This window comes from Pseudomonas pudica (assembly GCF_015680405.1).
Lineage (GTDB): Bacteria > Pseudomonadota > Gammaproteobacteria > Pseudomonadales > Pseudomonadaceae > Aquipseudomonas > Aquipseudomonas pudica.
In genome coordinates this window covers 39,231-60,652 of the sequence record NZ_JADLJS010000033.1, presented here as the reverse complement: position 1 = coordinate 60,652, position 21,422 = coordinate 39,231, and the positions used below count along the sequence as shown (strand labels likewise).

Below are 21,422 nucleotides of genomic sequence, written 5' to 3'. Positions count from 1 at the left end.
GCACGGGCTTCGCCCGTGTTCGCGGGCAAGCCCGCTCCCACAGGGATCACGCCAGCTTTTAGAAATTGAGCAAGACAGTTGCTCCCACAGGTACTGCGCTGCCTTCGGGGCCTGGGGGCTCTGTGGGAGCTGGCTTGCCGGCGATAGGGCCAGTGCAGGCAAAACGCGCCAGATGAATTTTTCTTAAATCGCCGCTTGGCTATTCTTTGGCACAATCAAGTCTCCATTAGATGCCCGGGAACCAGCATGCCTCGCGTACTGACCATCGAAGACGACGCCGTCACCGGCCAGGAAATCGTCGCCGAACTTACCAGCCACGGCCTGGAGGTGGATTGGGCCGACAATGGCCGTGAAGGCCTGGCCAAGGCCATTGCCGGCGGCTACGACCTGATCACCCTGGACCGCATGCTGCCAGAGGTCGATGGCCTGACCATCGTCACCACCCTGCGCAGCCTCAAGATCGCCACGCCAATCCTGATGATCAGCGCCCTCTCCGACGTCGACGAGCGGGTACGCGGCCTGCGTGCCGGGGGTGACGACTACCTGACCAAACCGTTCGCTTCCGACGAGATGGCCGCGCGGGTCGAAGTGCTGCTGCGCCGCAACAGCGTGCCCATGACCCAGACCCGCCTGCAGGTTGCCGACCTGCAACTGGACCTGATCAGCCACGAAGCCCGCCGCGGCGAACAGACCCTCAACCTGCTGCCCACCGAGTACAAGCTGCTGGAGTACCTGATGCGCCATAGCGGCCAGGTGATCACGAGAATGATGATTTTCGAGGAAGTCTGGGGCTACCACTTCGACCCGGGCACCAACCTCATCGATGTGCACATCGGCCGCCTGCGCAAGAAAATCGACTCACCCGGCCAAACGCCGCTGATCCGTACGGTACGGGGCTCCGGCTATGCCATTGCTGAACCCGTCTAAGGGCTGGAGCTCCTCGACCAGCCGCCTGCTGGCGCTGTACAGCTTTCTGTTCGTGGCCTGGAGCAGCATCCTCATGGGGGTGCTGTACTTCGAGGTATCCAGCTACCTGAACAAACTCACCCGCCATTCGATGCTGCAGCGCCAGCACCTGTTCGCGCACATGAGCGGCAAACAGCTGGACGACGCTCTGGTCGCCAGCCAGGCCTTCGAAGAGCGCAGCTTCGATGCCTACGGCTTGTTCGACAACCAACTCAACCCGATTGGCGGGCGCATTCGTGCCATCCCGCCGGAGCTGGGGCTGGACGGCAAGGTTCACGAACTCAAGCGCTGCCTGGACGCCGACGACCCGCACATGCCGCGTGACAGCTGCGACGCGGTGGCGATCAAGGTGCAGGATGGCCGCTGGCTGGTGCTGGTGCGCGACAACGGCTCGCTGTTCGTGGTCACCCGGATCATCCTGCATGCCCTGCTCTGGGGTATCTCGCTGACCCTGATCCCCGGATTTGCCGGCTGGTACCTGCTCAGGCGGCGCCCACTCAAGCGCATTCGCGCGATCCAGGCCCAGGCCGAACTGATCGTCGCCGGTGACCTTACCCACCGCCTGCCGCTGTCGGCCCGGCGTGACGAGTTGGACATGCTGGCGGCCATCGTGAACGCCATGCTCGACCGCATCGAGCGGCTGATGCACGAGGTCAAGGGCGTATGCGACAACATTGCCCACGACCTGCGCACCCCGCTCACGCGCCTTCGCGCCCAGCTGTACCGCATTCGCCAGCAAAGTGACGTCGACTCCACCCAGGCCGAGGCACTGGACCAGGCCATCGGCGAAACCGACACCCTGATGGCGCGCTTTCGCGGCTTGTTGCGCATCAGCGAACTGGAAGACCGCCAGCGACGGGCAGGTTTCGTCCAGCTTGACCCGTACGAACTGCTAGTGGAGTTGCATGACTTCTACCTGCCTTTGGCCGAAGATGGTGGCATCCGCCTGGAACTGCAGCAGCCGGCCGAACTGCCAGCATTGCATGGTGACCGCGAGCTGCTGTTCGAGGCATTGGCCAACCTGGTGGGCAACGGCATCAAGTTCACGCCCGAGGGTGGGCTGGTGCGGATATCTGCGACGCAGGACGACAAGGGCCTGCACCTGGCCATCGAGGACAGCGGGCCGGGTATTCCGGAAGAGGAACGGGCAGCAGTGCTGAAGCGCTTCTACCGTAGCGATGAAGGCCACCGCCATGCGGGGTTCGGGCTGGGGTTGTCGATCGTTGCGGCGATCGTCGACCTGCATGGGTTCGGGCTGGAGGTGGGGGAAAGCGAGCTGGGTGGGGCCAGATTGGTGTTGCACTGCCCGCTTGCGGGCCTGGTCAAGTAAAGGCCGGGGGCCGCCATGCGGCCCATTCGCAGCACAAGGCTGCTCCTACAAAGGGAACGCGTATCCCTGTGGGAGCAGCCTTGTGCTGCGAACGGGCTGCAAAGCAGCCGCAACAGCACCGATCAGTCGGCCAGACGCCAGGTAGTCCCACCCTTGCTGTCTTCCAGCACCACACCCATGGCGGTCAGCTGGTCGCGAATGCGGTCGGACTCGGCCCAGTTCTTGTCCGCACGCGCCTGCAGGCGCGCCTGGATCAAGCCCTCGACCTCAGCGGCATCCACCTTGCCTTCGGCACCGGCGCGCAGGAAGTCATCAGCTTCCAGCTGCAGCACACCCAGCACATCACCCAACTCGCGCAAGCGACCGGCCAGGCCGGCCGCAGCCTCCACGTCGCTGTCGCGCAGGCGGTTGATCTCGCGCACCAGGTCGAACAGCACGGCGCAAGCTTCGGGGGTGCCGAAGTCGTCGTTCATGGCCACGCTGAAGCGCTCGACAAAGTCTTCGCCACCCTTGGCCGCCACCCGTGGCAAGCCGCGCAAGGCGTGATAGAAGCGCTCCAGTGCGCCCTTGGCATCGCGCAGGCTGTCTTCCGAGTAGTTGATCGCGCTGCGGTAGTGGCTGGCCACCAGCAGGTAGCGCACCACTTCAGGGTGGTACTTCTCGAGCACGTCACGGATGGTGAAGAAGTTGTTCAACGACTTGGACATCTTCTCGCCATTGATCCGGATCATGCCGCAGTGCATCCAGGCGTTGGCGTACTGCTTGCCGGTGGCCGCCTCGCTCTGGGCAATCTCGTTCTCGTGGTGCGGGAACTCCAGGTCGCTGCCGCCGCCGTGGATGTCGAAGCTCTCACCCAGGCAGCAGGTGGACATCACCGAGCACTCGATGTGCCAGCCCGGACGCCCCGGGCCCCATGGCGATTCCCAGCTCGGCTCGCCCGGCTTGACGCCCTTCCACAGCACGAAGTCCAGCGGGTCCTGCTTGGCTTCGTCGACCTCGATACGGGCACCGATGCGCAGGTCTTCGATCTTCTTGCGCGACAGCTTGCCGTAGCCGACGAACTTGCCGACGCGGTAGTACACGTCACCGTTGCCCGGTGCGTAGGCATAACCCTTGTCGATCAGGGTCTGGATCATCGCGTGCATGCCGGCGATATGGTCGGTGGCACGCGGTTCCTGGTCCGGCGGCAGGATGTTCAGGCGGCGCTCGTCTTCGTGCATCGCGTCGATCATGCGGGCGGTCAGGGCTTCGAAGCTTTCGCCGTTCTCGTTGGCCCGGTTGATGATCTTGTCATCGATGTCGGTGATGTTGCGCACATAGGTCAGCTCGTAGCCGCTCTTGCGCAGCCAGCGGGTGACCAGGTCGAAGGCCACCATGCTGCGGCCATGGCCCAGATGGCAGTAGTCGTATACGGTCATGCCGCAGACGTACATGCGCACCTTGTTGCCATCCAGCGGTTTGAAGGTTTCCTTCGCTTTGCTCAGCGTGTTGTAGATGGTAAGCACGGCGGTTCCTCAGCTGCCCCAGGAGTCACGCAGAGTGACAGTGCGGTTGAACACCGGGCGGCCCGGCTGGCTGTCTTTCAGGTCGGCGCAGAAGTAGCCTTCGCGTTCGAACTGGAAGCGGTCCTCGGGCTGCGCCTGGGCCAGCGACGGTTCGGCACGGCAGCCGCTGAGCACTTGCAGCGAGCCTGGGTTGATGTTGTCCAGGAAGGTGCCGCCCTCCTCGGTCTTTTCCGGGTTCGGCGAGCGGAACAGGCGGTCGTACAGGCGCACTTCGCACTCGACGCTGCCCTCGGCCGGTACCCAGTGGATCACGCCTTTGACCTTGCGGCCTTCCGGGTTCTTGCCCAGGGTGTCCGGGTCGTACGAGCAGCGCAGCTCGACGATGTTACCGTCGGCATCCTTGACTGCCTCGTCGGCGCGGATCACGTAGCTGCCGCGCAGGCGCACTTCACCGGCCGGTTCCAGGCGCTTGTAGCCCTTCGGCGGCTCTTCCATGAAGTCGTCGCGGTCGATGTACAGTTCACGGGAGAACGGCAGCACGCGCACGCCCATGTCTTCCTTCGGGTGACGCGGCAGTTCGAGCTGCTCGACCTGGCCTTCCGGGTAGTTGGTGATGACTACCTTCAGCGGGCGCAGCACGCACATAGCGCGCGGTGCGGTGCGGTCCAGGTCGTCACGGATGCTGAACTCGAGCATCGACATGTCCACCACGCCGTCGGAACGGTTGGTGCCGATCATTTCGCAGAAGTTGCGTATCGAGGCCGGGGTGTAGCCACGACGACGGAAGCCGGACAGGGTCGACATGCGTGGGTCGTCCCAGCCTTCGACGTGCTTTTCGTCCACCAGCTGCTTGAGCTTGCGCTTGGAAGTGATGGTGTAGTTCAGGTTCAGGCGGCTGAACTCGTACTGGCGCGGGTGTGCCGGCACCGGCAGGTTGTCGAGGAACCAGTCGTACAGCGGACGATGCCCTTCGAACTCCAGGGTGCAGATCGAGTGGGTGATGCCCTCGATGGCGTCCGACTGGCCATGGGTGAAGTCGTAGTTCGGGTAGATGCACCACTTGTCACCGGTCTGGTGGTGGTGGGCATGGCGGATACGGTACAGGATCGGGTCGCGCAGGTTCATGTTCGGCGAGGCCATGTCGATCTTGGCCCGCAGCACGCGCTCGCCATCCTTGAACTCACCGGCCTTCATGCGGGCGAACAGGTCGAGGTTCTCGTCAACGCTGCGCTCGCGGAACGGGCTGTTCTTGCCCGGTTCCTTGAGGTTGCCACGGTACTCCTTGGCCTGCTCGGGGGTAAGGTCGCAGACGTAGGCCTTGCCACGCTTGATCAGCTCGACCGCCCAATCGTGCAACTGGTCGAAGTAGTCGGAGGCGTAGCGCACATCGCCGGCCCAGTCGAAGCCCAGCCACTTGACATCGCTCTGGATGGCGTCGATGTACTCCTGGTCTTCCTTGGCCGGGTTGGTATCGTCGAAACGCAGGTGGCAGACGCCCCCGAATTCCTTGGCCAGGCCGAAGTTGACGCAGATCGACTTGGCGTGACCGATGTGCAGGTAGCCATTGGGCTCCGGCGGGAAACGGGTGACGATGCTGCTGTGCTTGCCCGAGTCCAGGTCGGCCTGGATGATCGGCCGCAGGAAGTTCGCAGGGACAGCGGGGGCGCCTTTGGCAGCGGCGTTGGGCGCGTTGTCGGCAGTGGGCTTGCTCATAGGATCCTTGAATGCACGTGTCCGGCCTGGGTAGGCCGATTGAATCAAAGGGCCTATCATAGCCGAAGCAGTCAAGCTGCTGACAGTCGGGCCCGGACAAACTGGCGTGATTTATCACGGCTTTTTGCCGCAGCCTGGCAAAATGGCCAGTGCGCGCCATGTGTCGCGATCGCCTGATCCTGCGTCAGGTGATAACCCGCGCCCTGCGCACCCTAATTCCGATTGCCTTGAAAGAGCGAGTTTCAGCATGTCCAAAGTCAAACTGAGCACCAACCACGGCGACATCGTCCTGCAGCTGGACGCCGAGAAAGCGCCGCTGACTACCGAAAACTTCGTTCAGTACGTCAAGGACGGCCACTACAATGGCACCGTGTTCCACCGTGTGATCAAGGGCTTCATGATCCAGGGCGGCGGCTTCGAGCCTGGCATGAGCCAGAAGAAGACCCGCGCCAGCATCCAGAACGAAGCCGACAACGGCCTGAAGAACAAGAAGTACAGCATCGCCATGGCCCGTACCATGGAACCGCACTCCGCCTCGGCGCAGTTCTTCATCAACTCGTCCGACAACGACTTCCTCAACCACAGCGGCAAGAACGTGCAGGGCTGGGGCTACGCGGTATTCGGCGAAGTGATCGAAGGCCGTGAAATCGTCGACGCCATCGAAAAGGTCGCCACCGGTTCCAAGGCCGGCCACCAGGACGTGCCGAAGGACGACGTGATCATCGAGAAAGCCGAGATCGTTGAGTGATCCTGCTGATCTCCGATCTGCACCTGCAAGAAGAACGCCCGGACATTACCCGGGCGTTTCTTGATCTGCTCGATGGCCGTGCCCGCCACGCCAAGGCGTTGTACATCCTTGGCGACTTCTTCGAAGCCTGGGTCGGCGACGATGCCATGACGCCCTTCCAGCAGTCGGTCTGCCAGGCCATGCGTCAGCTGAGCGACAGCGGCACGGCCATCTACCTGATGCATGGCAACCGTGATTTCCTGATTGGCCAGGCCTTCTGCGACGCTGCGGGCTGCACGTTGCTGCAAGACCCCAGCGTGATCGAGCTGGGTGGTGAGCAGGTGCTGCTGATGCATGGTGATACCTTGTGCACCCGCGACCTGGCCTACATGAAAATGCGCCGCTTGCTGCGCAACCCGCTGAGCCTGTGGGTGTTGCGGCACCTGCCGCTGTCTGCCCGCTACAAGCTGGCCCGCAAGCTACGCAGCGAAAGCCGTACGCAAACGCGGATGAAGTCCACCGAGATCGTCGATGTCACGCCGGAGGAAGTGCCGAAGGTAATGGCGGCGCATGGTGTACGTACCTTGGTGCATGGGCATACCCATCGGCCGGCGATACACAAGCTGGTGGTCGACGGGCAACCGGCACGGCGTATCGTGCTGGGCGACTGGGACCGCCGCGGTTGGGCCTTGCAGGTTGACGAACAAGGGTTTCAGCTGGCGCCGTTCGAGTTTTCCTGACCAACCGAGTCGCTCTCTTCGCGGGTAAGCCCGCTCCCACAGGTATCGTGCCGCTTGCAGCTTTGGTGCAATACCTGTGAGAGCGGGTTTACCCGCGAAGAGGCAGACACAGGCTAACGCCTCAAGGCCGGCTGACCACTGCCCCCTTGTCCCGCTCACTGATCACCACTTCCCGATACTCCGGATCAGCCTTGATCTGCGCATCGGTAAACGGAATCACCACCAGTTGCCCGGCCGCAAACGCCTTGGTCTGGTCAGCGGCATGCACCGAAGCCGCTTCACTCGACTGGGAAAACGCCAACAGCCCGCGGGCCTGCGGCCCCTTGTCGGTAAAGCTGACCAGTTGCAGGTAGCTGGTTCCACTGACCACCAGCCGCTTGCCCTGCCCGTGCGGCACGCTGTAGATCGCGTTGTAAACGCCCAAAGCCTGCGGGCCACCCGGCACCGGTGTGCCATCGCTCGCCTGTTGCACCTGCCCCCAGCGCGCATCCCCTGCCATGCCGCTGTCACTCACCTGCTTGTGCGACGCCAGTGCGGCCTGGTGCAGCAACTTGCGCACGGCCGCCCGCTCTACCGCCAGCCCTCGTGGGGTGTGCTGCGGGTCGGCCGGGTCGAAAGCCACCCGCCAGCTTTCCGGATGCTCGGCCAAGGTATCGAACAGGTTCTGGAAATGCACCAGGCCAATGCCGCTGTCCAGGTCAGCCTTGCCATTCCAGGCAGCCAGGCTGCTGCATACCGCCCGCACATCCGTATCGGCGCCCTTGCACCACTGCAGCAGGTCAGGCAATACCAGGCTGGCCAGGTAGACCTCGTCATCGGTCACCATGCGCTGCAGGTCGTCAACGCCCAGGCGGGCCGTGCCCTGCAGGCGTTGCAGGGCAAAGCGGCCACGCATGCCCAGCGGCTGGTCACTGCGGCTGACCAGCGGCGAATAACCGGTCAGCGGCTGCGCCGGGTTGGCCATCCAGGCCGGGTCGTTGGAATTCTGCACGAAATCTTCGCGCTCCAGGCTCGGCAGCAGCCGCGCAGGGAAGATTCCCGGCTGCGCGGCCTGCGCATCGACCTTCCACTGGCACGCACTGCGTGAGCCATCCAGTACCACCAGGCGCCCCTGTGCCTGCGGGTTGCTGCACGCACTCAGCAGTTGCTGATCCACATAAGGCACCACTGACTGGTTCAGGTACAAGGCCTTGCCTGCCGGGTCCACCGCCAGCGTGTTGACCCAGGGGATGCCCTGCAGCTGTTCGATCGAGCCTTTCAACGTTGCAAGGCTGTCGGCACGGTTGATCTGGTACCACTGCTGCAACACCCGAGTGTTCTCTAAGTTGGCGTCGCGCAGGCTGTACGCGGCTTGCGTATCCCAGTCCAGGCGCCCCGGCCATTGCACCACCGGGCCGAATTGCGAGCTGTAGACCTGGCGCTGTACCTGGTTCAGGCTGCCATCCTCGGCCTTGACCGCAACACTGACGGTCTGCCGGGCCAGCGGCAGCGACCTGCCATCGAGCAGGTAGCGGGTCGGGTCCTTGGGGTCGAGTTGCAGGCGGTACAGGGTGAAGTGCTTCGATGTGTCGACGGTATGCGTCCAGGCCAGATGCTGGTTGAAACCGATGTTGACCACCGGCAGGCCCGGCAATGCCGCCCCCATGACATCGAGCTGGCCGGGAATGGTCAGCTGCATCTGGTAGAAGCGCATGCCACCCATCCACGGGAAGTGCGGGTTGGCCAGCAACAGACCGCGGCCATTGGCCGAACGCCGAGCCCCGACGGCCACCGCATTGCTACCGCGCTCCGTGGCAAAACGCTGCTGCCTGGCCAGCGCCGCGGCAAACCCTGCCGCCGTCGGCTGGCCGGCCTGGGTTGGTGGTTGCGCCCCGGCCAGCGCTTCGACGAACTGCCCGACACCGCCTTCGGCGAGCAGCCGACGGGTCAACTTGACCAGGTCCTCGCTGCTGATCGGCCGCAACCACTCGCCGTTGCCACATTCGGCGGGCAACCCCTTGCTGCGGCGCTCGGCCAGCGCCCGGTTGTAGCCGCTGGCATAACCTGCCAGCAGCGCCTGCACCGGCGCTGGCTGCGCCTGCAAGAACGCATCGACTGCCGCTGGTGTGTTGAGCCAGGCGAAGAACACATCGCTGGCCAGGTTGTCACGCTGCTCCAAGGTCTTGCCCTTGGCACCGAAGTAGCGCGAGCGCTCGCCACTCACGGTCAGCACTTCATTGGCCAGCAGGCACAGGTTGTCCTGGGCATAGGCGTAGCCGATGCCATAGCCCAGGCCGCGCTCGTCCTTGGCAACGATGTGCGGCACCCCGTAAGTGGTTCGGCGAATCTGCGCACTGGCATCGGCTGCGGCGGACTGCACCGGCGCTGCGCCGACGCTGAAGGCTGCCAAGGCGGCAGCCAGGCCTGCGCAAGTCATGGGATGGGAAAGTGGAAGCACGGGCAATCCTCGGGTTCGGGGTCATCCCGATCAGACGAATGGCCAGATGAAAATTTTACGTATTACAAGGCAATGGAACGTCTTGAACAGAACCAGGCTTTTTTTTGCGCGTGGGCTGCAGTTTTTCCGTTCTCATTCGTCCTAGTAAGTGAGGCACCCAGATTTCGGGTTCGTCCACGAAAAGGAGCATTCACATGTACAACCCGCAACCCTCGATCCAGGCTGGGCGTGTCCCAGGCAAAACGCCCACGGAACGGGACGTTTTTGCTGACGAGCGCATCGGCAACGAACAGATCCGCGAGCTGTTGCGCAGTTTCGGCCTGCGTACCAGCCTGATCCGCCTCAAGGTCATCGATGCCTTGCACGCCGCCGACCGCAGTGGCCGCAGCATTGGCGTGCGCGGCGTACACGCGCAACTGGAACAGCTGGATATCCCGCTGTCGTTCCTCAGCGTGCGCGAAGTGCTCAAGCGGTTGTGCAGCGAGGGTGTCATCCAGCTGGGTAGCGACAAATGCTACAGCCTCGACCCGCAAGCGCGCGCTGTGCTCGAGCGAAGGCCTTTGCGCTGAGCGCGTGGCCGGCCATGCCTGGCCGGCCCGGCAAGGTCAGGGTTTGACCTTGCGCCGCAGTATGCCGTTGATCACCACGACCACCACCGCGATGGCGATGGCCAGCATCTGGAAGGTCTGCTCACTGATCGTGCCCTGCTTCTGCAGGTGGGACAGGCCCAGCATCAGGCCCAGTACCACCAGGATGATCAGAAGGGAATATTTGAGGCGCTGCACGTGTGTCATCGAAGGTTCCTTGCAACATCAGGGGCAAATGGCTCGCAACGAGCCGCGGCAATGATACAACGGCCACCGGCCCCGGCGCTGCATTTCCTGCTGGGTGGGGCGGCGCCGGCCTGAAAGCATGGGGCTCCCAAGCACCCATGCCGGAGGCACCATGTACAAACCCCTTCTGTTCGCGTCGCTGTTCCTGACGCCCTTTTCCCTTCATGCGCTGGACACCCACCAGACCCCGCCCGAGCAACTGCTCGAACTGGGCCGCGAACTGGCTGCCAGCGCGGGCGCCAGCCAATGGCAACAGCTGTGGCAACGCGTGCGCCAGGCCGGTTACCTGCAGGCAAAGGGTGCGTCGTTACATTTCACTGTCGCCCCCGCGCAACTGCCCGAGCTAGCCCGGCAAACCCTGGCCCAGGCCGACCAGGTACAAGCACAGCTGCAGACTCAGGCACTGTACCGCCGCAGCTTTGCAGACCAGGTCATCGGCCACCGTGACGGGCAGCCGCTGCACGCGCTGTGCCTGCTGGTCAATTGGCGCACGCTGCCACAAGGTATGCGCGACGCCCCTCAGGCCTACCTGCGCAGCGCAAGTTTGCTGAGCAGCTATCCGTGTGATTGAGGGTTACCACACCCAAGGCAAAGCACTGAGAGTGCCCTGATCGGAAATCACCCGCCACAGCCAAATGTTGAAGCCATGTCCTACAACGCCGGATATCGCTGCCTGCAAAACCTGTTCGCGGAAGCTACAAGCCCCAACCCATATGGCGCCTAGCGACACGCCTCGGCTGTCACAGAAAATCCAGTCACACCTACGACATAACGCCGCTGGTGATCGGGTAGCACAGCCCATCCGTCCCGAAGGAGCGCCATATGCAACTGCCAGACTTGAGCCACATCGATATCAGCCAACTGCCCCATTCGCTGCAGGCCTTGATCGACTGCATCGGCATCGAAAACGCCTACCAGCTGACCTGCGCCTACGGAGGCAGGCCCAAGTACATCCCCAAGCACCGCGAGCGCACCAAGCTTGCCGACGTGCTGCCGGCCGAAGCGCTGGACGCGCTGATCAAGCGCTTTGCCGGTGTCGCCCTGGAAATTCCCAAGGCTGACCACTTCATGCGCCAGTTACGCAACCTGCAGATTCAGAAGGAAAGCGCCAGCGGCTTGTCCCGCAGCCTGCTCGCTGACAAGTACGGCCTGAGCCTGCGCCAGATCGGCAACATTCGCCGCCAGGAACATTGCGCTCGCTGAAGCCCTGGCATCGTGACCACGATTGGCAACCACGTTTTTAACCCAACCAGAAAGAGAACCCAGCAATGTCGATAGATAACAGCCTCATCGGCTCCGTAATCAATGCCCTGCCGATGGACCGAATGATCGCAGGCCCCTTGCAGGCCATGGTCCAGGCCCAGGTCACCGCCAGCAAATCCTACGCCGACTTCCTGATGCAGGTGTGCGTCCAGGACGGCAAGGCCGTGGCTATCCAGTTCGACTACGACGAAACCATCGTTGACGAACAAGGCGAATACAAGGGCGTGGTCAGCAAGACCATGAAGGTGCCGCTGGTGGCGGCAATCACCCACCCGAACATCTCCATCGAAGAAGGTAATGTCGAGTTCGAGCTGGTCATCAACCAGATGTCGGAAGACGTTTCCAGCAAGGACATGAACGCCGAGGCAAGCGGTTCGCTGGGCTGGGGGCCGTTCAAGCTCAACGTGAAGGGCAGCGTCAGCCACAAGTCCACGCAAACCCGCAAGACTGACACCCGCGCCCGCTATGCCTTCAACACGACCTTGAAACGCCAGGAGCCGCCTGAAGCGATGATGCGGGTGATCGACTTCCTGACCGACGCCGCGACAAAGCCGACCGTGGTCAAAACCGCCAAACTGGACAGCCAGGACGTAATTTCCCAGGCCGATACCTTGAAGAGCCCAGCAGCTACCGGTACTGCAGCTACCGGTACTGCAGCCACCGGTTCTGCAGCCACCGGCGCCGCAGCCACCGGTGCTCCGACCCCCGGCGCAAGCACCCCTTGAGGCACGCCCCCCTGCCCCGAACAGCCCCCCTGACCAGGGGGGCACCACCTGGCCCGAGGAGTCGAATCATTGGATAAAGCCCCTACCCCCATGACGTCAATCGACCTGCGCGAAATCACCCGTGGCCTGCAGGAAGCCGCCAGTGCTACCAACAGCCTGATCGCGCAGCAGTACATCAACCTGTTCGACCAGTTTTTCGAATGCGACACCGGGGCGCTGGGCGCGCCCATGAAAGCCAAGATGGTCGAGGTGGCCATGGACGGCCAGCACATCATGCGCGTACCACTGTTTGCGCTGGTGTCTCCCAAGGGCCTGGCCCTCGAGCGCATGCAGGTCGACCTTTCGGTTAGGGTCAAAGGCACCGAAGCACAGCAGGCATTGCTCACCGCTGGCGAAAACAACGCCGCCAGCTTCAAGGTCACCATCGGCGGCCAAGGGCGTCAGGGGGACAGCCGTGACCCAGACGAAGTGCAGATCCGCATGCAGTTCCAGGCCAGCGAACCACCAGAAGCCCTCAACCGGCTGATCGAGGAATACACCAACCTGATGATCCCGGTACGCGCCCCCAGCCCGCCGCCCTCGCCCGACACCAATGAGTTCATCGAGGCAGCCATCGTCCGTTGACGGCCACCCCGCACCGCCTCAGAAGTCGCGCTTGTAGAAAATGTCCAGTGAGCTGGCCAGCCCGCTGGCAGCCTCGAGGTACACCTTCTTGCTCAGCTTGTAGCGCAATGCAATGGTGTTGGCGGGCTCGAACACCCCCACACCGTAGCGCAAGCTCAGTTTCTCGGTGAGGTTGCCGCTGGCGACCACGCTGGTGGTATTGCCCGAACCTTCGGTGTCCAACTGGAAGTCGTCGATGCCCAGGCTGGAGGCCAGGCTGCCGGTGATGCCGGCGCTACCCGCCAGGCCCAGACCCAAGGCTGCCTCGGCGAGCATGTTGTTGTCTTCGCCGGAAGCGCCCAGCGGCCGCCCCAGTACCAGGTAAGACAGCGCCTGCTCCTGGCTCATGGCCGGCTCCGAAAACACTTTGCTGGTGGGCTGCTCTGCACTGCCGCTAAGGCGGATACCGGCAATCACGTCGTCGACCTTGCGGATCGCTTCGATGTCCAGGTACGGCTGGTCGATCGGGCCCGCGAAAAGCAACCGCGCACGGCGAATGGTCAGGCGCTGACCGTAGGCGCGATAGCGGCCGTCGGCCAGGCTCAGCTCGCCACGGGTGTCGAGGTTGTCGCCGATGTGCACATGGCCAAGCAGGTTCGCCGTGAGGCCAAAGCCACTGAACGAAAGCTTGTCGCGGCCCACTTCGACATCGATGTCCATGGCCATCGCCATTGGTGGCTTGCCCTCTTCGGTCTGGTGGCCGACGATCACCGTGTCATCTGAAACCTTGACCGTGGACGGTGGCAGCTCGCGTACAGTGATCGTGCCTTTGGGCACCTGTACCTTGCCGGTCACCGCCAGCTTGTCATCGACCAGGCGCAAGGTCAGGTCCGGGGCGACTTCCAGCGTCGCATAGGGCTCGACCGTGACGGGCAATTGCTGGCCCTGCAGACGCAGGTCCATGCCCAGTGCCTGGCCCCAGGTGAGGTTGCCATTCAATTGGCCGCGGCCCGCCTCACCGCTGCGCCAACCGCCATTGAGTTGTACCTGCTCGCCGGCAATCAATGCCTGCAATGACAGGTCCTCGAGGCTGACCGGCAGCTCGGCGCCACTGACTTCGCCGCCGTTGAGCATCAGGTTGCCGTTGACCTGCGGCGTCAGCAAGGTACCCGACAGCCGGCCACTGCCATTGAGCTGCCCGGCCAGGCGCTCGACCATCGGCACGAACGGACGCGTTACCGACAGGTCGAGGCCGGCCAGGCGGAAATCACCCGACAGCGGCTTGTTCTTGCCCAGCGGATCAAGGCGGGTGTTGACGGTCAGCTCGCCCAGGCGCTCGCCGCGGAACGCCAGGCGAGTATCGATGCGCCTTGGCGCCAGCGTGCTGTCCAGGCGCAGGGCCTGGTACGGGAAGTCGACCCAGCGGTCCTTGTCGCGCACGCGCAGGGTACCGCCACTGGCGTCGACGACGATAGTGCCCTTGGGGCCGCTGGCCGGAATGTCCAGATTGATGTCGGCATTGAGCAGGCCCTGCCAGGCGAAGTCCTTCGGCAGCCACTGGGCCAAGCTGTCCAGCGGGAACTGCTTGAGGTGGTAGCGCAAGCGTGGCTCGGGGGCCAGGCGCTGATCGTCGCCGCACAGGCTGGCCTGCCCGGAACGCCAGCAGTGCGCAGCAAAGTCCAGCTGGCCGCTGGCCAACCGCTGCAGGCGTGCCGGTGCCTGCAACTGCCAATCCTGGCCGCCGGCCTGGATCCGCCCACTCGCCAGGCGCCCGCGCCAGTCACCCTTGTTCAACTGGCCATCCAGGCCGAGGTCGAGTTTGAGCTGCGGGCCGTCCAGCGCCAGGGTCAAGGCTTGCTGGCGAATGTCGCCTTTGCCGTTGGCCTGCAAGGTACCCAATGCCGTGTCACCCAGGTGAATGCCGCTGGCCTTGAGTTCGATCACGCCGCGCTGGGCGTTGTCCAGCCGGGCATCCAGGTCCAGCTGCTGCAGGCGGTTTTCCGCCTGGGCCAGCCGCTGGCCCTGCAGTGTCAGCGTACCTTGCGGGGCCTGCAAGGTACCGGCGACGTCCAGCCGGCCCTTGACCTGGCCCTGCAATCTTGGCCACAACTGGCCCAGGCGCGGCAGGTCCAGGTCGACCCGCCCGGCCAGGCGCTGCTGCAGGCTGCCACTGCCATTGATGCGGTTACTCCCGAGCTGGATTGCCAGCGCGCCCAAGGTCCAGCTCTGCCCTGCCCCTTGGGCCTCGACCTTGAGCATTGCCGGCTGGCCGCGCAAGCGGCCTTTCAGGTCAAGCTGGGCATCCAGGCTCAGGGCATCGCCTTTCATTTCGCCTTTGCTGCGCAGCGGCCCCGCCAGGGTACCCGGCAGCTCGGCCAGCCAATAGGCTGGGTCGAGCGCCGACAACTGCAGGTCGACATCCCATGCCAGGGTGTCTGCAAAGCGCACGGCGACACTACCGGCAGCCTTGCCTTGCCCGGCACTCAGCGCCAACTGCGGCAGCTTCACCTGACTCAAGTCACCTTCGAACGGGCTGGCCAGGCTGAACGCGCCGGCCGGGCCATCCAGGTCGCCATTGAATGTGCCCTGGTAGTTGCCATCGCGATAACGCACCTGGGCCAAGAACCGCTTGAGGGTGACTTCGGGCGGCGTCTCAAGTGGATACAAGCGCAGCCACGGGAAGTCCTGCCAGTCCAATTGGGCGTCGGCGACCAGACCTTGCTGCCAGTCAGCCGTGGCTTGCAACTTGACCCGCTGGGTATCGCTGGCGTTCAGGTCCAGGGCATCGAGCCTGGCACCTTTGCTGTCGACCAGCCCGGACAACAGCACAGCGATCGGCGACTGCTCGGCCGGCAGGCTGGCCGCCCCCGACAGTTGATAGCCCTTGAGCAGGTCGCCCCGGGCGTCGAGCTTGAGCTGGTTGAGCTGCACGGTGTCGGGCAACGAGGCGGCCGGCTTGAAGGCCGCGGAACGGATCTGCAAGGTCGCCGGCAGGTGCTCGGCCAGCGCCTGCAATTGCCCGCTCAGCGTAGCGTCGAGGTAACCGCTGCTGGTGCCTGCGAGTTTCAGGGTTTTCTGCAGCTCGCCGGTGGCGGTCAGCGCCAGTTGCCAGGGTTTGCCGTCTACCGCGGGCAGCTGCAGCTGCGCCTGGAGTTGCACCGGCCAGTCGGCTTCGGGCTGCAGGTCGCCCTGCAGGCTCAACTGCAGGTCATCGCGCTGCAGGTGCAGGCTATCGATGCGCAGCCCGGTATTGGTCCAGTGCGCCTGCAGTTTCAGGTCGCCAAGCAGGTCATTGCCATCCATGCGCAACTGGCCAACCTTGACCTCGCCCAGTTCGATGGCCAGCGGCAAGCGCAGGGCCGGCAATTGCAGCGGGCCGCTGTCGGCCGGTTCGGCGCTGGGTGCAAAGGCCATGTCGATGCGCTGCGCCTGCAACTGGTCAATGCACAAGGTAGAGCGCAGCAGGCATGCCGGCGACCAGGCCAGCAGTGGTGCCTGTACCTCTACCATGCTGCCGGCATCGTCCCATCTCAGCCGGCTGGCTTGCCAGCTACCGGCCAGGCGGCCCTGGAAGTCAGCCACCTCAAGCCCGGGCACCTTGCCCAGCACCCAGCGGCTGCCGGCCTCGGTCCCCAGCAGCAGGCAGAGCGCCAGGCCCAGGCTTACGGCTCCCCCTAGCAGGCCCGCCAGAATGTACTTGATCACGCGTCTCACAGCTCAGGCCCCATGGAAAAGTGCAGGCGAATTCCCCCTTCATCGTCCAACGCCTTGGCCAGGTCCAGCCGCAACGGCCCGACCGGCGACACCCAGCGCACGCCAAAACCGACACCGGTCTTGAGGCTTGGCAGTTCCAGGTCGTTGAACGAGTTGCCCTGGTCGACGAAGGTTGCCAGCCGCCACTTTTCGGTCAACGAATACTGGTACTCGACACTGCCGGCCACCAGGTAGCGCCCGCCAATGCGGTCACCGTCGCTGTTCTTCGGCGACAGGGTCTGGTAGTCGTAGCCGCGCACGCTCTGGTCGCCACCGGCGAAGAAGCGCAGCGAGGGCGGAATGTTGTTCTTGAAGCCATTGGTCGCGCTGCCACCGAACTGCACCCGGCCAAGCAGGCGGTGGTCATGGCCAAGGGTGGTCAGGCCCTTGAGCAGCACGTTGCCATGCAGCAGGTTGGTGTCCGAGACCAGCCCTTCCTTGGCCGCCTGCACATCGAACTGCAGGCGGTAGCCGTTATGTGGGTCGATGCGGTTGTCACTGCGCAGGAAGGAGAAACTCACACCCGGCATCAGCAGGTTGCTCAACCCGGAGTCATCACCCAGGCGGTACTCCTCGCGCTGGTACTTGAGGGAAATCACCCGCTGCCAGCCGCTTGGCAGTTTGCTGTGCCACTCGGGGCCCACCGTCAGCAGTTTGCTGAGGGTGTCGGTGCCGGCAATTTCTTCGTTCTGGTAGCCGCCAGCAAAGCGCAACTTGTCGGTCAGCGGCGGGTCGAGGGGGATGTCGTACCAAAGGCCGACGTTCTGCCGGGGCGCCGACAGTTCGGTTTCCCAACCGTAGCTATGGCCCTGCGGGTTGACCCAGTGGCGGGTCCAGTTGGCCTTGCCGCGTGGCCCGACGTCGGTCGAGAAGCCCAGGCCCAGGCCCATGGTGCGCGGTTTGCGGGTTTCCAGCCGGACATCCACGGGGATTTCTTCGCCCACGGCGGCGGTAGGTGCCGCATCCACGCGCACGCCTTCGAAGTAGCCGCTCGATTGCAGGTCATTGTTCAGCTCGGCGATCAGTTCCGAGTCGTAAGGTGTGCCTGGCTTGAACGACACCATGCGCTGCAGCAGGTCTTCGTCCAGCGGTGTGTCGCCACCGAAGGTGACGGCGCCCAGGTGATAGCGCGGGCCGCTCTGGTAGACCAGTTCGATATCGGCCACACCCGCCTGGGGGTCGACCGCCAGGCGCTGGCGGCTGAAGCGCCCACTGAAAAAGCCATAGCGTGACGCCTGGTTCTGGATCAGCCGCTTGGCATCTTCATAATGGCCATGGTTGAGCTGTTCGCCAGCGCGCAGGGCCTTGCTGTCGGGCACGCGAAAGGCCTTCATCTCGCTGGCAGGGCCTTCGATGCGTATGGTCACGTTGCGCAGGCGAATCGGCTCGCCGGGGTCGATGGTGATGATCAGTTGAGGGGAACGGTCAGCCTCGCTGGCGGGCTTGACCTCGGTATCGATCTGCGCCTGGTAGTAGCCAAGTGCCTGCGCAGCTTTGCGCGCCTGCTCCTGGGCGCCGCGACTGAAGCGCAGCAGCGCTTCTTCATCGCGGTCGCCAAGGGTACCGATATAGCCTTCGACATTGGCCTTGAGCGCCTTGTTGGCCGGTTTGACCTTCACCAGCAACTCACTCTGGCCCCATGCTGCGAAACTGGCGACCCAGATAACCAGGCCCCAGGTCAATCTTCCTGAATACGTCATGCGGCGCATGCTACCAGAGCCGGGCGCTCAAGGGAGCCGCCGCACGGTCTGCTCAGGCAAAAGCAGAATTGGAAGAGACCGGATTGGGATGGAAGAACACCCTCTCCCGGATTGGTCCTACAGCTACCTCGCCAATTTCCTCATAGCCCTGTCGCTGGTAAAAGGCCAGGTAGTGCTCGTTGCCAGTGTCCAGCACCACACCTTGGGTGCCAGGGTCGTCTGCGCACCAGTCATGCACAGCTTGTAACAATTGCTCGCCGTAGTGCTTGCCCTGAAATTGCGGGTGCACGCCCAACAGCGGCAGCACATGCACCTGATCGGTGGGCAGGCAGGTGGCCAGGGCGGCCTGGTAGTCCATGTAGCGGCGCGTACAGCGCAGGCCGGTGCCCATCATCATGCGCAGGCGCCAGGCCCAGCTGTCGGCCACCCCCAGCCGGCGCATCGGCGGCACGATCAGGGCCAGGGCGATCAGGCGGTCCTCCACCAGCAAGCCGATGGCGGGCAGTTGCAGGTAGAAGTGCTGGCGTACCCACTCGCGCACCATCACCCGCAGGCGCCGCTCATAACCTGGGCGCTGGGCCTCGAAGATATAGGCGAAGGTAGGTTCGTGACGGTAGGCGTTGTACAGCAGCGAACGCGCCTCGCGGCTGTAGCCGTCATCGAGCAGGCAGACACGGGCCGGGGTGGCAGTGGTTTCGGGCATTGCGGGCAGTCCTCCTGGAATGGGCTTACAGTGCCCTGGAAAGGACGTTAGCAGCAGGCACCCGAAGCCGCCATGCTGGTGATGGCAAGCGATGTCGGCTAGCATCGCGCCTTTTACCGGGATTATCTTTCCATGAAGATCGTCTGTTTCAACATCAACGGCCTGCGGGCCCGCCCGCACCAGCTGGCGGCGCTGATCGAAAAGCACCAGCCGGACGTGATCGGCCTGCAGGAAACCAAGGTCAGCGACGATCAGTTCCCGCTGGCCGACGTGCAGGCGCTGGGCTACCACGTGCATTACCACGGCCAGAAAGGCCACTATGGCGTGGCCCTGCTGTCGCGCCAGGCACCGCTGAGCCTGCACAAGGGCTTTGCCAGCGATGAAGAAGACGCCCAGCGCCGCTTTATCTGGGGCACCTTTGCCGATGCCGATGGCAACCCTGTCACCATCATGAACGGCTACTTCCCCCAGGGTGAAAGCCGCGACCACCCCACCAAGTTCCCGGCCAAGCAGCGCTTCTACAGCGACTTGCAGGCCCTGCTGGAAGGCCAGTTTCGCAACGACCAGCCGCTGCTGGTGATGGGCGACATGAATATCTCGCCGCAGGACTGCGACATCGGCATCGGTCCGGACAACGCCAAACGCTGGCTCAAGACCGGCAAGTGCAGCTTCCTGCCGGAAGAGCGCGAATGGATGGAACGTTTGAAAGCCTGGGGCCTGGTGGACAGTTTCCGCCACCTGTACCCGGAGGTTTCCGACCGCTTCAGCTGGTTCGACTACCGCAGCCGCGGCTTCGAGGACGAGCCCAAGCGCGGCCTGCGCATCGACCTGATCATGGCCTCGCAGCACCTGGTGCCGCGGATCAAGGATGCGGGTGTGGACTATGAGCTGCGCGGGATGGAAAAACCGTCGGACCATGCGCCGATCTGGCTGGAGTTGAGCTGATCGTCAGCTGAACGCACAGTACCTGCAGGAGCGGCTTTGTGTCGCGATGGGGCCGCCATGCGGCCTTATCGTGACCGCGTATCTGTCACAACCCCAACCGCAACGCCTCCCCCACCCCCGCCCGGCGCACATCGTCCGCCGCGCTGACCAGAGCAAAGTTGTAGGCCCCATGCGACCAATAACGCGCCTCCAGCTGGCCATCCACCCGCTGCCCGTCCGGCATGCGCCGGTACTGATCGCCCGGTGACCGCAGGAACAAGCTGATGCGCTGGCCCTTGCTATCCTCGAACACCAGCAATGCCGCCGGCCCTCGCTCATTGCTGAGCAGGCGCGCACCCACCGGTTTGAAACCGTAGCCGGCCAGGTCCGGCAACTGGCCCACGCTTTTGAAGTGGCGCCCCAGCCAGTCGCGCAACTGGCCCGGGTCGCTGGCCTGAATATCCAGTGCCTCGCTGCCGGCAAACAGGCGGTGCGCCTGAACCGCATCGGCCATCGGCAGGTCAACACGCGCCAAGGTGGCATCGCGCACCTGCCAACCACCCAGGCCACCCACGCCCAACGCCAACAACAATACCGCCGCCGTGGCCCAGCGGCGCTGGCGGCGTTGGCGCAATTGCCGGCGCAACTGCCCCAGGTCCAGCTGCGCAGCCCCGGGCACTTCGCCAAACCCGGCCAACGCCGCACGCAGGCGCCGGGCGTCGGCACGCCAGCCCTCGACCTTGGCCGCAGCCTGCGGATTTGCCGCCAGCCAGGCCTGCACCTCGGCCCGGCGCACAGGCTCCAGGCGCTCGTCGACGTAAGCGTGCAGTTCGTCTTCGCTTGGGGTCAGGCGCGTCATTTCAGTCTCCGCAAGGCCGGGGGCTGGGGGCTGCCCTCGGTCAGTTCGCGCAAGGCATTGCGGGCGCGCGACAGGCGCGACATCACAGTGCCGATAGGGATACCCAGGGCCTGGGCGGCCTCCTTGTAGCTCAAACCTTCGATGCTGACCAGCAGCAGCAACGCACGCTGTTCTGCCGTGAGCCGGGCGAAAGCCTGCAGGTCTGCCTGGGCCAGGACAATGGCCTCGAGGTTGTCGCCAACCGGCTCGTCGTCGCGCTCGCCGCGGCCGAACCAGGACAGCCAGCGCGCATGCAGGCGCTCGCGGCGCTTGCCGTCGAGGAACAGCCGATAAAGGATGGTGAACAGCCAGGCCCGCAGAGCATCGGCGTCGCGTTGCTGGTCGCGCCGGCTCAAGGCCCGCTCGACCGTGGCCTGCACCAGGTCATCGGCGCTACCCGGCTCGCGGGTCAGCCATACGGCAAAGCGGCGCAGGCGGGCCAGCAGCTCGCGCCACTGGTGGTCATCCAGATCATGCATGGCAAAGTCCCGGCCTCTGGGGCTGTCAGTGTAAGAGGCAGACGCCTGTGAGGAAAATTTATTCCCGGCAAGGGAATAAGTTTTTCCCTGCACCGTCGTACCGGCACCTTCACCTAACCGGAC

Annotated in this window: 19 protein-coding genes; 10 read left to right on the top strand and 9 right to left on the bottom strand. The window is 64.0% G+C overall.

Going from position 1 to position 21,422, the window contains the following annotated elements; translation table 11 throughout:
- The first annotated feature begins 246 nt into the window (after window positions 1-246).
- Window positions 247-927 carry a response regulator transcription factor gene (locus IRZ77_RS20080; RefSeq protein WP_046616581.1) on the top strand — a complete coding sequence of 227 codons (681 nt, stop codon included), beginning with the start codon at window positions 247-249 and terminating at the stop codon, window positions 925-927.
- Entirely contained in the window at window positions 905-2,296 is a 1,392-nt protein-coding gene (locus IRZ77_RS20075; RefSeq protein WP_046616582.1) for a sensor histidine kinase, read from the top strand. The genes IRZ77_RS20080 and IRZ77_RS20075 overlap by 23 nt, the downstream gene beginning before the upstream one ends.
- Before the next feature lie 122 nt (window positions 2,297-2,418).
- Here IRZ77_RS20075 and cysS read toward each other — a convergent pair whose 3' ends face one another.
- Window positions 2,419-3,801 carry a cysteine--tRNA ligase gene (gene cysS / locus IRZ77_RS20070; protein WP_046616583.1) on the bottom strand — a complete coding sequence of 461 codons (1,383 nt, stop codon included), beginning with the start codon at window positions 3,799-3,801 and terminating at the stop codon, window positions 2,419-2,421.
- 9 nt (window positions 3,802-3,810) lie between these two features.
- Window positions 3,811-5,514 carry a glutamine--tRNA ligase/YqeY domain fusion protein gene (locus tag IRZ77_RS20065; protein WP_046616584.1) on the bottom strand — a complete coding sequence of 568 codons (1,704 nt, stop codon included), beginning with the start codon at window positions 5,512-5,514 and terminating at the stop codon, window positions 3,811-3,813.
- A gap of 247 nt (window positions 5,515-5,761) precedes the next feature.
- Here IRZ77_RS20065 and IRZ77_RS20060 point away from each other — a divergent pair, with 247 nt between their 5' ends.
- Window positions 5,762-6,262, top strand: coding sequence for a peptidylprolyl isomerase (locus tag IRZ77_RS20060; RefSeq protein WP_003259195.1), 501 nt, complete (start codon window positions 5,762-5,764; stop codon window positions 6,260-6,262).
- The gene (locus IRZ77_RS20055) at window positions 6,259-6,981 is read left to right on the top strand and encodes a UDP-2,3-diacylglucosamine diphosphatase (RefSeq protein WP_046616585.1); all 723 of its coding nucleotides are present in this window, start codon (window positions 6,259-6,261) and stop codon (window positions 6,979-6,981) included. The genes IRZ77_RS20060 and IRZ77_RS20055 overlap by 4 nt, the downstream gene beginning before the upstream one ends.
- Before the next feature lie 121 nt (window positions 6,982-7,102).
- Here the strand turns inward: IRZ77_RS20055 and pvdQ are convergent, their stop codons facing one another.
- A complete protein-coding gene (gene pvdQ / locus IRZ77_RS20050; protein WP_196174258.1) occupies window positions 7,103-9,397 on the bottom strand; it encodes a bifunctional acylase PvdQ in 2,295 nt (764 codons plus the stop codon).
- Between the two features lie 215 nt (window positions 9,398-9,612).
- Between pvdQ and IRZ77_RS20045 the strand changes: the two genes are divergently transcribed.
- On the top strand, window positions 9,613-9,987 hold the full coding sequence (locus tag IRZ77_RS20045) for a fe2+ zn2+ uptake regulation protein (protein ID WP_046616587.1): 375 nt from the start codon (window positions 9,613-9,615) through the stop codon (window positions 9,985-9,987).
- 36 nt (window positions 9,988-10,023) lie between these two features.
- Here IRZ77_RS20045 and IRZ77_RS20040 read toward each other — a convergent pair whose 3' ends face one another.
- Window positions 10,024-10,212, bottom strand: coding sequence for a hypothetical protein (locus IRZ77_RS20040; RefSeq protein WP_003248064.1), 189 nt, complete (start codon window positions 10,210-10,212; stop codon window positions 10,024-10,026).
- A 151-nt stretch (window positions 10,213-10,363) separates the two neighbouring features.
- Between IRZ77_RS20040 and IRZ77_RS20035 the strand changes: the two genes are divergently transcribed.
- The 4 genes from IRZ77_RS20035 to IRZ77_RS20020 all read left to right on the top strand — a co-directional run bounded on the left by IRZ77_RS20035 (window position 10,364) and on the right by IRZ77_RS20020 (window position 12,863).
- A complete protein-coding gene (locus tag IRZ77_RS20035; RefSeq protein ID WP_196174256.1) occupies window positions 10,364-10,822 on the top strand; it encodes a hypothetical protein in 459 nt (152 codons plus the stop codon).
- Between the two features lie 251 nt (window positions 10,823-11,073).
- A complete protein-coding gene (locus IRZ77_RS20030; protein ID WP_085598605.1) occupies window positions 11,074-11,454 on the top strand; it encodes a Mor transcription activator family protein in 381 nt (126 codons plus the stop codon).
- Window positions 11,455-11,519: 65 nt separating this feature from the next.
- A complete protein-coding gene (locus IRZ77_RS20025) occupies window positions 11,520-12,239 on the top strand; it encodes a DUF2589 domain-containing protein (protein ID WP_230386544.1) in 720 nt (239 codons plus the stop codon).
- Window positions 12,240-12,329: 90 nt separating this feature from the next.
- Window positions 12,330-12,863: a DUF2589 domain-containing protein gene (locus IRZ77_RS20020; RefSeq protein ID WP_371916232.1), complete on the top strand. Its 534-nt coding sequence runs from the start codon at window positions 12,330-12,332 to the stop codon at window positions 12,861-12,863.
- A gap of 18 nt (window positions 12,864-12,881) precedes the next feature.
- On the opposite strand, the gene IRZ77_RS20015 is transcribed toward IRZ77_RS20020, so the two are convergent.
- Genes IRZ77_RS20015 through IRZ77_RS20005 form a run of 3 tightly spaced genes read right to left on the bottom strand, consistent with a single transcriptional unit; the run spans window position 12,882 to window position 18,998 of the window.
- Window positions 12,882-16,556 (bottom strand): translocation/assembly module TamB domain-containing protein, encoded by a 3,675-nt coding sequence (locus IRZ77_RS20015; RefSeq protein ID WP_196174253.1) that lies wholly within the window; start codon window positions 16,554-16,556, stop codon window positions 12,882-12,884.
- Entirely contained in the window at window positions 16,553-18,295 is a 1,743-nt protein-coding gene (locus tag IRZ77_RS20010; protein ID WP_196174251.1) for an autotransporter assembly complex protein TamA, read from the bottom strand. Before IRZ77_RS20010 ends, IRZ77_RS20015 begins: the two co-directional genes overlap by 4 nt.
- Window positions 18,296-18,347: 52 nt before the next feature.
- A complete protein-coding gene (locus tag IRZ77_RS20005; protein ID WP_135002718.1) occupies window positions 18,348-18,998 on the bottom strand; it encodes a GNAT family N-acetyltransferase in 651 nt (216 codons plus the stop codon).
- A gap of 132 nt (window positions 18,999-19,130) precedes the next feature.
- Between IRZ77_RS20005 and xthA the strand changes: the two genes are divergently transcribed.
- On the top strand, window positions 19,131-19,943 hold the full coding sequence (gene xthA / locus IRZ77_RS20000) for an exodeoxyribonuclease III (RefSeq protein WP_046616596.1): 813 nt from the start codon (window positions 19,131-19,133) through the stop codon (window positions 19,941-19,943).
- Window positions 19,944-20,028: 85 nt separating this feature from the next.
- Here the strand turns inward: xthA and IRZ77_RS19995 are convergent, their stop codons facing one another.
- A complete protein-coding gene (locus IRZ77_RS19995) occupies window positions 20,029-20,781 on the bottom strand; it encodes an anti-sigma factor family protein (RefSeq protein ID WP_046616597.1) in 753 nt (250 codons plus the stop codon).
- Entirely contained in the window at window positions 20,778-21,299 is a 522-nt protein-coding gene (locus tag IRZ77_RS19990) for a sigma-70 family RNA polymerase sigma factor (RefSeq protein ID WP_046616598.1), read from the bottom strand. The genes IRZ77_RS19995 and IRZ77_RS19990 overlap by 4 nt, the downstream gene beginning before the upstream one ends.
- Window positions 21,300-21,422: the final 123 nt, after the last annotated feature.

What these genes read in the sequence shown, in the direction of transcription:
- IRZ77_RS20080 (WP_046616581.1), top strand. Translation starts at nt 247, where the DNA reads ATGCCTCGCGTACTGACCATCGAAGACGACGCCGTCACCGGCCAGGAA.
- IRZ77_RS20075 (WP_046616582.1), top strand. Translation starts at nt 905, where the DNA reads ATGCCATTGCTGAACCCGTCTAAGGGCTGGAGCTCCTCGACCAGCCGC.
- IRZ77_RS20065 (WP_046616584.1), bottom strand. Translation starts at nt 5,514, where the DNA reads ATGAGCAAGCCCACTGCCGACAACGCGCCCAACGCCGCTGCCAAAGGC.
- IRZ77_RS20060 (WP_003259195.1), top strand. Translation starts at nt 5,762, where the DNA reads ATGTCCAAAGTCAAACTGAGCACCAACCACGGCGACATCGTCCTGCAG.
- pvdQ (WP_196174258.1), bottom strand. Translation starts at nt 9,397, where the DNA reads ATGACTTGCGCAGGCCTGGCTGCCGCCTTGGCAGCCTTCAGCGTCGGC.
- IRZ77_RS20045 (WP_046616587.1), top strand. Translation starts at nt 9,613, where the DNA reads ATGTACAACCCGCAACCCTCGATCCAGGCTGGGCGTGTCCCAGGCAAA.
- IRZ77_RS20040 (WP_003248064.1), bottom strand. Translation starts at nt 10,212, where the DNA reads ATGACACACGTGCAGCGCCTCAAATATTCCCTTCTGATCATCCTGGTG.
- IRZ77_RS20035 (WP_196174256.1), top strand. Translation starts at nt 10,364, where the DNA reads ATGTACAAACCCCTTCTGTTCGCGTCGCTGTTCCTGACGCCCTTTTCC.
- IRZ77_RS20030 (WP_085598605.1), top strand. Translation starts at nt 11,074, where the DNA reads ATGCAACTGCCAGACTTGAGCCACATCGATATCAGCCAACTGCCCCAT.
- IRZ77_RS20025 (WP_230386544.1), top strand. Translation starts at nt 11,520, where the DNA reads ATGTCGATAGATAACAGCCTCATCGGCTCCGTAATCAATGCCCTGCCG.
- IRZ77_RS20020 (WP_371916232.1), top strand. Translation starts at nt 12,330, where the DNA reads ATGACGTCAATCGACCTGCGCGAAATCACCCGTGGCCTGCAGGAAGCC.
- IRZ77_RS20010 (WP_196174251.1), bottom strand. Translation starts at nt 18,295, where the DNA reads ATGACGTATTCAGGAAGATTGACCTGGGGCCTGGTTATCTGGGTCGCC.
- IRZ77_RS20005 (WP_135002718.1), bottom strand. Translation starts at nt 18,998, where the DNA reads ATGCCCGAAACCACTGCCACCCCGGCCCGTGTCTGCCTGCTCGATGAC.
- xthA (WP_046616596.1), top strand. Translation starts at nt 19,131, where the DNA reads ATGAAGATCGTCTGTTTCAACATCAACGGCCTGCGGGCCCGCCCGCAC.
- IRZ77_RS19995 (WP_046616597.1), bottom strand. Translation starts at nt 20,781, where the DNA reads ATGACGCGCCTGACCCCAAGCGAAGACGAACTGCACGCTTACGTCGAC.
- IRZ77_RS19990 (WP_046616598.1), bottom strand. Translation starts at nt 21,299, where the DNA reads ATGCATGATCTGGATGACCACCAGTGGCGCGAGCTGCTGGCCCGCCTG.